Source organism: Ascidiaceihabitans donghaensis (assembly GCF_900302465.1).
Lineage (GTDB): Bacteria > Pseudomonadota > Alphaproteobacteria > Rhodobacterales > Rhodobacteraceae > Ascidiaceihabitans > Ascidiaceihabitans donghaensis.
The window spans coordinates 3397803-3410431 of the sequence record NZ_OMOR01000001.1; the positions used below are offsets into that span (position 1 = coordinate 3397803).

General features: G+C 54.4%; 9 protein-coding genes, 1 tRNA gene and 2 pseudogenes. 5 read left to right on the forward strand and 7 right to left on the reverse strand.

The features are described 5' to 3' along the window. Window positions 1–45: 45 nt before the first annotated feature. A complete protein-coding gene (locus tag ASD8599_RS16925; protein ID WP_108829625.1) occupies window positions 46–3099 on the reverse strand; it encodes an efflux RND transporter permease subunit in 3054 nt (1017 codons plus the stop codon). 4 nt (window positions 3100–3103) lie between these two features. Then, complete coding sequence (locus ASD8599_RS16930; RefSeq protein WP_181364525.1) at window positions 3104–4351, reverse strand: efflux RND transporter periplasmic adaptor subunit; 1248 nt, start codon at window positions 4349–4351, stop codon at window positions 3104–3106. A gap of 1227 nt (window positions 4352–5578) precedes the next feature. On the opposite strand from ASD8599_RS16930, the pseudogene ASD8599_RS20570 reads away from it, so the two are divergent. Both ASD8599_RS20570 and ASD8599_RS20575 read left to right on the forward strand, forming a co-directional pair. Next, window positions 5579–5742, forward strand: a pseudogene (locus ASD8599_RS20570) (IS1 family transposase); the annotation flags it as partial. Between the two features lie 97 nt (window positions 5743–5839). Beyond that, a pseudogene (locus tag ASD8599_RS20575) lies at window positions 5840–7044 on the forward strand (UvrD-helicase domain-containing protein); the annotation flags it as partial. 133 nt (window positions 7045–7177) lie between these two features. On the opposite strand, the gene ASD8599_RS16950 reads toward ASD8599_RS20575, so the two are convergent. Further along, window positions 7178–8068, reverse strand: coding sequence for a LysR family transcriptional regulator (locus ASD8599_RS16950; RefSeq protein ID WP_108829629.1), 891 nt, complete (start codon window positions 8066–8068; stop codon window positions 7178–7180). Between the two features lie 277 nt (window positions 8069–8345). On the opposite strand from ASD8599_RS16950, the gene ASD8599_RS16955 reads away from it, so the two are divergent. Genes ASD8599_RS16955 through ASD8599_RS16965 form a run of 3 tightly spaced genes read left to right on the forward strand, consistent with a single transcriptional unit; the run spans window position 8346 to window position 10807 of the window. Continuing rightward, complete coding sequence (locus ASD8599_RS16955) at window positions 8346–9452, forward strand: alkene reductase (RefSeq protein ID WP_108829630.1); 1107 nt, start codon at window positions 8346–8348, stop codon at window positions 9450–9452. Next, window positions 9449–9787: a cupin domain-containing protein gene (locus tag ASD8599_RS16960; RefSeq protein WP_108829631.1), complete on the forward strand. Its 339-nt coding sequence runs from the start codon at window positions 9449–9451 to the stop codon at window positions 9785–9787. The genes ASD8599_RS16955 and ASD8599_RS16960 overlap by 4 nt, the downstream gene beginning before the upstream one ends. Window positions 9788–9796: 9 nt before the next feature. Beyond that, complete coding sequence (locus ASD8599_RS16965) at window positions 9797–10807, forward strand: zinc-binding alcohol dehydrogenase family protein (protein WP_108829632.1); 1011 nt, start codon at window positions 9797–9799, stop codon at window positions 10805–10807. Between the two features lie 36 nt (window positions 10808–10843). Here the strand turns inward: ASD8599_RS16965 and ASD8599_RS16970 are convergent, their stop codons facing one another. The 4 genes from ASD8599_RS16970 to ASD8599_RS16985 all read right to left on the reverse strand — a co-directional run bounded on the left by ASD8599_RS16970 (window position 10844) and on the right by ASD8599_RS16985 (window position 12471). Next, entirely contained in the window at window positions 10844–11266 is a 423-nt protein-coding gene (locus ASD8599_RS16970; protein ID WP_108829633.1) for a hypothetical protein, read from the reverse strand. A 301-nt stretch (window positions 11267–11567) separates the two neighbouring features. After that, window positions 11568–11644: transfer RNA gene (locus tag ASD8599_RS16975), tRNA-Arg, on the reverse strand. 63 nt (window positions 11645–11707) lie between these two features. Beyond that, complete coding sequence (locus ASD8599_RS16980; protein ID WP_108829634.1) at window positions 11708–12172, reverse strand: GNAT family N-acetyltransferase; 465 nt, start codon at window positions 12170–12172, stop codon at window positions 11708–11710. Further along, window positions 12160–12471 (reverse strand): ETC complex I subunit, encoded by a 312-nt coding sequence (locus tag ASD8599_RS16985; RefSeq protein ID WP_108829635.1) that lies wholly within the window; start codon window positions 12469–12471, stop codon window positions 12160–12162. Before ASD8599_RS16985 ends, ASD8599_RS16980 begins: the two co-directional genes overlap by 13 nt. Window positions 12472–12629: the final 158 nt, after the last annotated feature.

Below are 12629 nucleotides of genomic sequence, written 5' to 3' on the forward strand. Positions count from 1 at the left end.
GCTCATCCCTGTTTGGATAAGTACATCACAGATAAAAAACGCCAGTTAGGTGGTGGATTTTGTCTCGTCGCCCTGCACGCGAAAGAAGATCGCATACAGCGCCGGAACGACGATAAGGGTCAGGATTGTTGCAAAGCTGAGGCCACAAATGATGACCACAGCCAGCGATTTGAAGAACGGGTCCCACAACAGTGGAACGACGCCCAAAACAGTCGTCAGCACGCCCAACGACACAGGCCGAACACGGCTGACAGCCGAATCCACGACAGCCAGCATCCGGGCCTTGCCGTCGGCAATTTGAGTATCGGTTTCATCAATCAGAACGATGGCGTTTTTGATCAACATCCCCGTCAGCGACAAAATGCCAAGGATCGCCATAAATTCCATCGGTGTTTGCGTGCCTGCAAGGCCGTAGATCACACCAATCAGCGCCAAAGGCACCGCCAACCAGATGATGATCGTCTGACGCCATGCATTGAACAAAAACAGCACCACAATAAACATCGCCCCGAACCCAATGGGCATGGTCGAGGCCAAACCGGCGTTTGCCTCTTGGCTGCTGCCGTATTCACCTTGCCATTTCATGGTGTAACCCGGCGGCAACTTGATCGCTTCGATGGGTTCTTTCACCTGAGCAAACAATTCCCCCGACAAAACCCCCGGCGCGTTGTCGCTTTGTGCCGTGATAACCAAAGCCCGGTCGATGCGTTTCAAATTGCCCGCTTCAAAGACGATATCAAAGCGATCCACAACCTGACTGATCGGGATATAACCGCCAGCTGTCTGGCTAAAGATTTGAATATCGCGCAGTGCGCCGATGTCATTGCGCGCAGATTCAACGGGGCGCATCACGATGTTGCGCAGTTCGTCGCGTTCTCTGTAGACACCCAGCGTTGTGCCCGTCAGATGGGAATAGATCGCGTTGGAAATCTCGCCTTGTGTCAGCCCCAATCGCCGTGAATTTTCGATGTCGATCACCGGCCGCACGGTTTGAACCTGCTCGCGCCAATCGTCTTTAACAGCAATGGCACCAGCATCAGACATGATCGTTTTGGCCTGCCCTGCAAGGTCGCGCAATACGGCAGGGTCCGAGCCATAAAACTCAGCCTCAACCTTAGAACCGCCACCTGGCCCCAGCACGAATTTCCAAACTTTCGAGTTTGAATCCGGGTAAGTTTCGTTGATGTGCGTCTGCAGTTTCGGGCGCAATTCTTCGATGATTGTGAAATCGTCCACATCAACCAAAACTTGCCCATAGGCTGGATTGCCACCCTCGGCCTCATAGATCAGCATGAAGCGCAAGTGCCCGCCACCAGCAACAGAATTCGTCCCTGTCACACCTTCAAGCCCGCGCGCATATTCGGCGATTTCCAGCAAGTCGCTTTTGGTACGTTCAATATCCGTGCCTTGTGGCAAGAAGTAATCGATCACGAATTGGTCACGCGTTGAGGACGGGAAAAAGCCCGCAGGCACCGCGCTGAACATCGCCACAGCAGACACAAACAGGGCCACTGTGATACCGACCGTGATCCACCGCACACGGATCGCCACGGCCAGAACTTTGCGATATCCTGTGAGGATAAAGTTTTCTTTGGGTTCTGCGTCCGATGCGCCCTTTTTCAACAAAAGTGCGCAATAATATGGCGTCAACCAAATCGCCACCAACCACGAGAACAGCAAAGCAATGCCGATGGTCCAGAACAGGCTGCCAGCATATTCGCCTGTATTGTCAGGCGAAAAACCGATGGGTGAAAAGGCAAGAATACCAACAAGCGTTCCACCCAAAAGTGGCCACATGGTTTGTTTGACCACCGCGCGGGAAGCCGATGCTGCGTCTTCGCCCTTTTGAACGCGCACAAGCGTGCCTTCTACGACCACAATCGCGTTGTCGACCAACATGCCAAGCGCAATGATCAAGGCCCCCAGTGAAATCCGCTGCATGTTCAGCCCATAAAGATACATGCCAAACAGCGTCCCTGCGATGGTGACCATCAAGATGCCCCCCATCAGGATGCCGGACCGTAACCCCATAAAGATCAGCAAGGTGCCCACAACGATCGCCAGCGCCATCATCACATTGACCACAAAGTCATCGACGGATGTTTTCACACTCGCCCCTTGGTCGGAAATTGGCAGGATGTCGATGCCTATGGGGCGCTCGGATTCCAGTTCGGCGATGCGCTCCTTGACCGCATTGCTCATGTTCACCACGTTGCCGCCACGCTGGTTTGAAATCCCAAGCCCGACCGCAGGCTGCCCATCACGATAAAGCAAGGAACTTGCTGGTTCTTTCAAGCCACGACTGATTTGCGCAATATCACCAAGACGGAACGATGTTTGCGTTTGCGGGTTCGTGATCAACAGGTTTTCAATAGCGTCAATCGAGCCTACAGCACTTTCGGGACGAATGGCCAAACGTGTTGATCCCGCAATAATAGAGCCTGCGGGCGTGACAAGGTTTTGCCCTTCCAACAATTGCTGAATTTGAGCAGGGGCCAGCCCCAGTTCTGTCAATCGTGCAGGGGCATATTCAACATAAATGACCTCTTCTTGCACCCCATTCAGAATGACTTTTGACACACCATCAACTGTCACCAGTTCACGTTGTAAGTCTTTGGCGTATTCATTGAGATCAGATAGCGTGAAGCCTTCACCCGTGATCGCATAATACTGCGCATAAACGTCGCCAAAGTCGTCATAGACCTGACTGCGCAGGGCATTTGGCGGCAGTTGGGACTGCGCATCCGATATCTTGGCCCGCATCTTGGCAAATTTTGCATCCAGCTCAGGGTAGCCGCGGGTTGACGCGATGGTAAATTCAACTGTGACCGTGCTTAGACCAGGCGATGACACCGAGCGGACCTCGTCGATGCCTTGCAATTGTTGCAAAGCGTTTTCGACGACTTCGGTCACTTCTTCGGCGACCTCTCCGGCGGAAGCCCCGGGATAAGGCGTGATGATCTGCGCCTGACGGATGACAAATTCCGGGTCTTCAAAGCGGGGCAAGGCCGTGTAGGCGAAATACCCTGCGAACAGGATCAACACCGTCGCAACGGCTGAGATCAATCGCTTTTCAAGCGCAAAACGGGCCAAATCCATCGGCTTAGTTCCCCACTTGCGTGATGGGGCGGACGGTCATGCCATCCACGATGCGACTGACGCCTGCGGACACGATTGTATCACCATCAGACAAGCCGTCACTGACAACGACCATTGCACCGCTGGCCTCGCCCAAAGTGACCGGGCTTTTTGAAACGACGCCTTTGCCATCGACCAGCCAGACAAAGGGTGCCCCGTCCGGCTCTGCGGCGATGGCCGATAAGGGTGCGCGCACCTGTGCGGCCTGACCCGGGGTCGAGGAAATGACATTAGCAACCATACCGGGCAAGATCACAGCGTTCTCGGGAATGGTCACAGCAACACGGCCACGGTAGGTTTGGGTTGCACTGTCAGCTTGCACCGAAAACTCAACCACCTCGGTGTCAAACACCACGCCCGGTATCGCATCGAAAGTCGCTGTCGAGGTGATCCGGCCGGGACCGTTGCGCGTTAGTTCCGTGACATCGGGGCTTGGAATATCAAAGGCAAGGTGCACCACATCAAGGCCTTGCAACAACGCAATGCTTTGGCCTGCAGACACATTCGAGAAGTTTTCGATGTCGCGGCGGGCAATGATGCCATCAAAGGGGGCGGTCAGTGTGGCGTCCGCAAGGTTGTCTTGCGCAACTTTTATCTGGACATCAATTCCGCGCAGTGCAGCTTCGGCAGCTGCTATTTCTTCGGGTCGGCCACCGGCTTCGCCGATCCGCAACTGTTCTTGCTGGGCGCGCAGGTTTGCCTGAGCAACACGCGCTTCAGCTTGGGCCCCTTCCACTTGGGCACGGGTCGACACGCCACGCTCTAACAGGGAATTTGCACGTTCCAGCGCCTCGCTGGTTTGTTCAACCTGCGCCTGCGCACTGTCTACCGCCGCTTCAAGGGCCGCGATTTCTTCAGCCCGCGCGCCCGCACGCAACGCTTCCAATTGCGCGATTGCCTGATCCCGCGAGCTTTCCAACTGAGCAATCTGGTTTTTGAAGTCACGCGTGTCGATCTGCGCGATCACATCACCCGCTGTCACGTCAGTCGAAGCACGGATCGGCAATTCGATAACTTGGCCGGACACTTTGAAAGACATCTCGATCTCGCGCGAGGGCAACACAATCGCCGGGTACTTGCGGCTGATCGTGGCAGATGTCGATGTCACAATAGCCACTTTCGCTGGCCGCGGTTCGGCATCTTGCGCCATTGACGGGCCAACCATCAAGCCCCCGAAGCCGATCAACACGCTCAGCATAAAGTGTCTCGTCATCGCAAAAGCCCTTATCAGTTGTTGCAGCCCAAACATTGTGTATCAAAACCCTACAGACAAGTCTTACATTTAGCTACACCTACACCTTTGAAAATATTGTCTTGAAACGATTTCGAAACCGGATTCCATCGCCCGCCAAATTTGTTGTTTGCAGAAACGCATATGTCTGGCTGTCGGCGTCCTGTGCCTTGCCTCCGGTCACAAAAAACCTTCTACTGGTTGCACCAACGGGGTTTGAGCGGGGCATGAAAGACGGGCGGCACACGGCATTCTCAGAGAGATGCTTGTCTATCGACATCGAAGTAAATCCCAAGGCCGCCGACGTTTTTGCCCGGGCGGCTGTTTGGTACGATGGGCGTGCGCCCCTTGTTTTGCCCAAAGGCATTCAGGCTGTAGTGTTTCAGTTTGAAAATGGGCGGTATTGGCGCCATGAGAAATAGCCCGGACTTAACCCGACATTAAGACGCGTTACGCGAAGATGTGTAGCGGGTTTTTGCACCGCGTCATTTTGCGTTGTGGAACTTCCATCCACATATCGTGTATGCCTATGGAAAGATCGACTTAAGGCGCGAAAACAGCGCCAGACGGTGGTGAAAGGGATTTGAACACTGCCAGAAGGACCGCAAGGCGATTGCCCAAAAGGCAACTGCGGCTCGGTCGGGCTGATGGACAGACCGAACTACCACAGGGTGAAATCGCAGGTTCGTGCCGTTCGGGACAAATTGGGCCAAGTCAGAAGACTATCGAGTTCTCATGAGGGATGAGGTAACAGATCAAGGAGAGCCGCACGAAAAAGAGGCCAGTGCCTTTGCGGCCCATCTACCGGTGCCTCGTGACTTACTGGATCCGTATCGCCACCTGAGCGAAGACAGCCTTGCAACTTTGCTTGCTGTATCCGTGCCAACAATTCGCAACCGGATATCATTCGAATATGGCGGTTAATCGCGCTGACGCCAAAGCGGGCGCTACGAATGCTTAGAATACTGATCCTCAATTTAAGTTTGCACAGGAACAGGGTGGAAACCTCAGGGTTGCCCTTGAGAAAGAAGCCAATCGTCACCGCGAAGCGATGGCGAAAGGCGAAAGAGGCCGTATCGGTAACTTGCTTGGCAACTCTGACTTTCGGGCGACACAAGGCAATCGTGCTTTGGCATTCACACTCACTGCGTTGGGTTAGGTTTTCGGGCGTGGGTCCAAATAGAATAAAGCGAACTTTTTGCTTGCTAAATGATGGTAGAGGGCAATTCCATGCGCTCAATCAGCCGCGTGGTTGGCGTGTCGATCAACACAGTGACCAAACTGTGTTGATCGAAGCGGGTGAAGCCTGCTCCAAGTACCACAACAAACCAGTGCGCAATGTCAAAACCGCGCGCGTTGACTGCGATGAAATACAGCTTGGGTTGTTGGTCTGATCGACGCAAACGCACCAGCGCCTAAGAAGCGCGGACCGTATAAGAAAAAAGATAATTCAAACTGGGACACCACCCGAAATCCGACGCCGAGGCGCAGCGTGACAGTCTGTTGGATGGGTATCGCTGGATACTTGTCGATGAATATCAGGATGTCGGACCCGAGGAGTACGCGTTGATCTGCGCCGTTGCGGGGCGATCGCTGGAAGATTCCGATCTGAAACCGAGCCTTTTTGCCGTAGGTGACGACGACCAGAACACTTATGTTCAATGGCGCATCTGTCGATTTCATCCGGAAATTTGAACAGGACTATCGTGCAAAACCGTCTTTCTTGATACGCCCCCCGGTGATGTGGCGCAGGCCTTTGCCGCAATTGACGAATTGGTCCGCCTTTCAGCACTTGATCCGGCTTGGGATTGGCGCAAAACCGCGATTGTTTCGCGCAATTGGAAAAACCTTGATGCGGTGCGCAGCTATGCCGAAGCGAAAGATTTGCAGGTCGACATGGCCAATGAAGATCTACCCACAATCCGGCGTCTAAGAGAAACGCAAGCCTTTGTATCCGGTCTGCGCGCCAAGAAAACCGCGCTGCTGGGTCTTACTGACATCCTGACGGTGCTGAATGGTTGGCTGAATGGGCGCGTGATACACGCGGCGTACAACGCGGTATTCTTTTGATCACAGCGCACCGTGCCAAGGGTCTTGAATTCGATCATGTGGTCATTCTGAACAGCGGTTGGGATCATGTTTCAAAAAACGAAGACCCCGCTGCGCCGCGCCGCCTGTTTTATGTTGCGATGACCCGCGCACGACACAGCCTGACGGTGCTGACCAGCGGCAAGCACCCTTTGATGGATGCAAGGGCTGACACAAACGCGGAAGCGGTCTTGCGCAGATCGGTTATGCCCGCCACAGACGCGGTGGTGGTGCCAGCAAAGACGTTTCAGCTGCCATCCTTGAAGGCTGTCGACCTATCCTTTGCTGGACGGCAAAGGCACGGTGATCCGGTTCACACAGCAGTTCAAAAGGTGCAAACAGGCGATCGTGCTACGCTTGAATACAATGCGCCCTATTGGATCGTTTTGGACCAACACGGCCACATACTGGGGCGTATGGCAAAGCGTTGGCAACCACCTGAGGGACGGCAATTTCAGTCAGGTCACGCCGGCGCAATCGTGACGTGGCGAAAAGTCGACAGCAAGGAAGAGTTTCAGCGGCATATCAAGCGGGATGAATGGGAAACGATCCTGCCAGAATTGGTCTTTGTCCCCGCGACCAAGTAGCCTACGGTGACTTTGAACAGCGATGCATTGCAGCCCGAAACCGACCCCTCGTGCCGTATCTTTCCCAGTGCTTTGTCCTTTTCACAAAACGGATGCGCATCTGGACCGCTGGCGTCGGGCACAGACCAGTGTTTCAGCAAGTATTTTTGAGCCCCTTTTCCAAGTGGTCCAGCAACGCGCGGACGCGTCTGGGTTGCTCTGCACCCGCGGGGTAGACGATCTGCAATGCATTGGGCGGTGGTGCAAACTCATCCAGGATCGAAAGCAACCGCCCCTCTTGCAGGTCTGCTTGCACGTCCCACTCGGACTTTAGGGTGATCCCGTAACCATTCAAACACCAACGCCGCACCAGATCGCCGTCGTTGGCGATACGATCACCGGTCACACGGCAAGTTCGGAGGCGTTTATTCACAATGAAAGGCCAGTCCTGGTCCGTCCGCATTCCAAATCGCATGACGATGCAATTGTGGTGCGCAAGATCATCCGGGTGCTGCGGCACGCCGTTAGCTTTGAGATACGCAGGGGACGCACAAACCAAACGTCGGTTGTCATGCAGCTTTTTCGATTTCATCGAACTGTCAGCCTGATCGCCATAACGCAATGCAAGATCAATGCCCTGCCCGACAAGATCAATGTTTCCGTCACTTAGCGTCAGATCAACAGTGACCCCGTGATGTTGTTTCATGAAAGCATCCAGCAGCGGCACGATTTGATTGCGGCCCAGATCAATCGGAGCACTCAAGCGGATCAATCCAGAGATCTTTTCGACGCCAAGTCTGATCCGTGCTTCGGTTTCTTCCGCTTCCGCAAGAATGCGCCGCGCACCTGTAACCAGTTCCCGGCCTTCATCTGTCAGACTGATGGACCGTGTTGTCCGTGTCAAAAGCCGCGCACCATAGTGGGCCTCTAACGAAGCCAGCCTTTCAGAGACGGTCGCAGGGGCAAGACCCAATTCCCGACCCGCTACGGCAAGTCCACCCTTTTCAACGATCTGTAGGAACAAGCTCAAATTATCCAGCAGCATAGCAGACCCTTATTCATCGGAAATTTCGAATTATCACTTCGATATTTGGCCAATTATCCGAACAGGGCGCAACTGCTAAATCACGTCCAAGATAAGGAGATCATGATGCATCCCGACCATATCACATCCGCAAAGGCGACCATCAGGGCACAAAAGCCTTCTGTCCACCTGTTTTTAAAGTGCTGGAAAACACCTGCGCGGCGGACGCTTTCGATCGCATCGGCATCGATGCAGATGCGTTAAGCACCTGACCTTTCTTGAACCAAGGACACCCCAAATGACTGAAACACTGACATCACAACTTGAACTTGGCCACATCACACTTCCAAATCGCATTGCAATGGCACCAATGACCAGATCCCGCACAACGCAACCCGGCAACATCCCGAATGCGATGATGGCGGAATACTATGCACAGCGCGCCACTGCAGGGTTGATTATCACCGAGGCCACGCAGATTTCGCAGCAAGGTCAGGGCTATTCGTTCACGCCGGGGATTTACACTGACGCGCATATCGCTGGCTGGAAAATCGTCACCAATGCGGTTCACAAAGCAGATGGGCGGATATTTTTGCAGCTTTGGCATGTCGGCAGGATGAGCCACGAAAGCTTCCATGAAGATGGAAAACCTGTCGCACCGTCAGCCCTATCACCGGATGCGCAGGTTTGGGTTGTGAATGCCGAAACCGGTATTGGCGGCATGGCAAACAGCCCCGTGCCCCGTGCGCTTGAAACGAGCGAAATCGCATCCGTCGTGAATGACTTTCGCCAAGCCGCCGCCAACGCAATCAAGGCAGGGTTCGACGGCGTGGAAATCCACGGCGCCAATGGGTACTTGATCGATGAATTCCTCCGCAGGTCTTCGAACCACCGCACGGATCAGTATGGCGGAAGTCAGGAAAACCGCATCCGGTTCTTGGTAGAGGTCGCAGAAGCCGTCGCAGGGGAAATCGGCCCCGAGCGGACAGGCATTCGGATGTCTCCTTACATCACGCAGCGCAACATGGCCGACGATGAAATAATTGAAGTGATGCTGAAAGCCGCAAAGGAACTGGACCGGATTGGCCTGATCTACATCCACCTGTCCGAGGCCGATTGGGATGATGCACCACAGATACCGGAACAGTTCCGTCACGATTTACGGTCCGTCTACTCAGGGACCATCATCGTTGCTGGCAAATACACAAAGGCACGTGGGAACAAGATATTGGCTGACGGGCTTGCTGATGTGGTGGCGTTTGGCCGCCCGTTCATCGCGAACCCCGATCTGCCACGCCGGTTTGCCAAAGACCTGCCACTGTCTGCCTTTGACGCCGCGACGCTTTTTGGTGGTACCAAAACAGGCTACAGTACCTACCCTGCAGCGACGGTGGCCGCATCATGATGCGCGACGATATAGCCAGCACGGTCAACTGGAACGCTTCAGACATTGGCACTGATCTGGTTCTCGAAACGAACAAAATGCGCGTCTGGCACCTGCGCCTTGCACCTGGACAGACACTTCCACCGCATCGGCATGACCGGCCTTACTTTTGGACTGTTCTGACAGATGGCAAAGGGTTGTCTTGCTTCGAAGACGGGCGCCGAGTTCCAGTCACATACGCGGCGGGCGACACGCGCTATTTTCCCGATCTGACCCCCTCAAACGGGTTTGTTCATGATCTTACCAATGTCGGCGACGCTGAATTGGTCTTCGTCACAACCGAATTCAAACACTAGGAAATCTCTATGAAAGCTGTAGGACTTACACATTATCTGCCCGTCGAAAACACCGATGCGTTTTTGGACGTGGTCTTGGACAAACCGTCCCCCGAGGGACATGATATCCTTGTTGCTGTCAAAGCTGTCGCGGTGAACCCCGTGGATACGAAAGTGCGGGCGCCAAAGGACAAGGTAGAAGACCAGCCGCGGATCATCGGCTATGACGCGTCCGGCGTTGTCGAAGCCGTCGGGCCGGACGTGACGCTCTTTAAGCCCGGGGATGCGGTCTACTATGCTGGCGATATTACACGATCAGGCACCAATGCGGAATTTCATCTGGTGGATGAAAGGATCGCGGGTCACAAGCCGACATCGCTGAACTACGCGCAAGCCGCGGCGTTGCCCCTGACGACAATCACGGCTTACGAAGCCTTCTTTGATCGACTTGGTATTGATCGTGATGGCGCCAATGCAGGCGAAACGATCCTTATCATTGGCGCAGGCGGCGGGGTCGGTTCTATCGGCATCCAGCTGGCTAAGCTGGCAGGGTTGACTGTTATCGCAACGGCCTCACGGCCAGAAACAACGCAATGGGTAAAAGATCTTGGCGCAACCCACGTCGTCAACCACCGAAAAGACATGGTTGCGCAGGTGCGCGCATTGGGCCTGCAACACGTCGATCACATCGCGATCCTCAACGACATGCGCCATTGGGAGACCGCGGTTGAGCTGATACGGCCACAAGGCGGGATCGTATCGATTGATGACACCGATCTGCCAATGCCGATGGGTGGTATGAAGACGAAAGCCGCCAGTTTCCATTGGGCGTTTATGTTTGCCCGTTCCATGCACCAAACGCCGGATATGGTAGAGCAGCATAACCTGCTGTCCTATGTGGCCGACAAGATTGATGCAGGTCAGATCAAAACGACTATGAGCAAGGTGCTGTCCCCGATCAACGCCGCCAACATGCGCGAGGCACATAGGTTGGTTGAGACCGGACAAGCCAAGGGAAAGATCGTGATCGAAGGCTTTTAATGCATCGGCTGATGCGTGAAATGCACTGCTTCTGCCTTATTTTCGGTGTCCGACAACGCCGTGCAACAGAAACAGAATGTTGCGACGGTGCTGCGGGGCAATCCGCGATCGCAGCAAGAAATTCACACTCTGCCAATCGCCTTCATTGCAACACCTCAGTGCAGATGTCAGCCAGGTTTCGTCAAAGGACAAGTCACTGACGCCGGGTCGAAAAAATATCGGCCGCTTTGGCAGGGCTGTTGCCAGCCCCTTAATCAAAGCGGTCACATAGACATTTTGCGCCGCTTTGCGTTCCATCGACAATACCGCGCAAGCTTCGAACAATTCTGACCGCGCAGCGGACCTGCACTTCAAGGCAGCCAAACGGACAGTGTTCAAAAGCGTGCGCATCTCGTCCGACGTGTCGGCGGATGGGGCCGGTACATCCCAATCAGAATGATGCAAAAGCACTGCGGTCATTTTTTCGATCCAAATTTAGCGACACCCACTTACGGGATGCGAACACATACCTTATTATAATAGTCAGATTTAACGGAGTTTTAAAGGCCAAAGCCGAATTGACACATTTATGTGTACTCTGCATCGATCCACAAATTGGCTAAGTCCCTTTGATATTGGCTATAATAGCGCATTTCGCACCCGCAGGCGGGTTGGGAAAAGCTGTGACCCGTACAGTCGCACATTGTCCAACCGATTTACCCCCGAGCGTCAAACAGGCGTTACCGACGCATCGTTCAGCGCGGGGCAAAAGATAAATATTTGGCGATCCCTGAAGGACTCGAACCCTCAACCTGCTGATTAGAAGTCAGCTGCTCTATCCAGTTGAGCTAAGGGACCGCAACGGCCCTGTTGTCTGTGATTGCCTTAGGTTTGGCAAGACCCATACAACCATGAGGGCCCTCAAAGGGTGCGAGTCATAAAGACGCTTAACGGGTCGACGACATAGTCGCCAAAAGGCGGGCAGACCTGAAACCCTTCTGCTTGATACAGGGCACGTGCTGGCGCGAACATGTCGGCTGTTCCAGTTTCAAGGCTGAGACGGGACAGCCCCTTTTCCCGGGCTATATCTTGCAATGCGTTCAGGATCGCCCGCGCGAGACCTTTGCCGCGGGCTTCTTGGGCCGTGTGCATGGATTTGAGTTCACCGTGATCCGCCCCGATCACTTTCAACGCACCGACGCCTAAAACCTGATCACCCTGCCGCGCGGCCAAAAGGGTTACGTCTGCTGCGACCAATTCGGACACATCCATCACGTGGCAACTTTCCTCGGGCGAACCCGCCCGCATCAACGCATGATGCCGCGTCAAAAGCGTTGCAACGGCGGGTGTATCCGCGCGTTCAACCGTAATGCTTAGTGCGTCCATGCCCCACGTCGTCCTGTGGCAAAGTTTTCGCCATATCCGCCGGCACGGATGTTGGGTTTGCGTTTGTTGGGTTCTTGCACCTGCGCGTCAATGCCGTTGTCTTTGGCATAGGCGATGGCGTCTTCCTTGGTGTCGAATTGCAGCTTCACTTGGGCTTGCGTGTCCGCCGAAGACGTCCACCCCATCAAAGGATCGACAGAGCGCGCCGAAGCCGGAGCAAATTCCAACGTCCAGCCCTTGGTTTTGGCGGTGCCGGATGACATCGCAGTTTTGGCAGGTTGATAGATACGTGCGCGCATGGGGGTCACTCCGCTGACTGGCTTGCATTTTCTATGGCATGACAGCGCAGCCCACTGCAAGGGGGCTACGTGCCGACCACCCCCTACATCACGACAATGAAAAAGGAATAAACACACAAGCTACTGACAATAACTGGCATCAGAACCTTCGAATGGGC

Excerpts from the sequence above, each read along its gene's own strand:
- ASD8599_RS16925 (WP_108829625.1), bottom strand. The coding sequence starts at position 3,099 with ATGGATTTGGCCCGTTTTGCGCTTGAAAAGCGATTGATCTCAGCCGTT.
- ASD8599_RS16930 (WP_181364525.1), bottom strand. The coding sequence starts at position 4,351 with ATGACGAGACACTTTATGCTGAGCGTGTTGATCGGCTTCGGGGGCTTG.
- ASD8599_RS16950 (WP_108829629.1), bottom strand. The coding sequence starts at position 8,068 with ATGCTGCTGGATAATTTGAGCTTGTTCCTACAGATCGTTGAAAAGGGT.
- ASD8599_RS16955 (WP_108829630.1), top strand. The coding sequence starts at position 8,346 with ATGACTGAAACACTGACATCACAACTTGAACTTGGCCACATCACACTT.
- ASD8599_RS16960 (WP_108829631.1), top strand. The coding sequence starts at position 9,449 with ATGATGCGCGACGATATAGCCAGCACGGTCAACTGGAACGCTTCAGAC.
- ASD8599_RS16965 (WP_108829632.1), top strand. The coding sequence starts at position 9,797 with ATGAAAGCTGTAGGACTTACACATTATCTGCCCGTCGAAAACACCGAT.
- ASD8599_RS16970 (WP_108829633.1), bottom strand. The coding sequence starts at position 11,266 with ATGACCGCAGTGCTTTTGCATCATTCTGATTGGGATGTACCGGCCCCA.
- ASD8599_RS16980 (WP_108829634.1), bottom strand. The coding sequence starts at position 12,172 with ATGGACGCACTAAGCATTACGGTTGAACGCGCGGATACACCCGCCGTT.
- ASD8599_RS16985 (WP_108829635.1), bottom strand. The coding sequence starts at position 12,471 with ATGCGCGCACGTATCTATCAACCTGCCAAAACTGCGATGTCATCCGGC.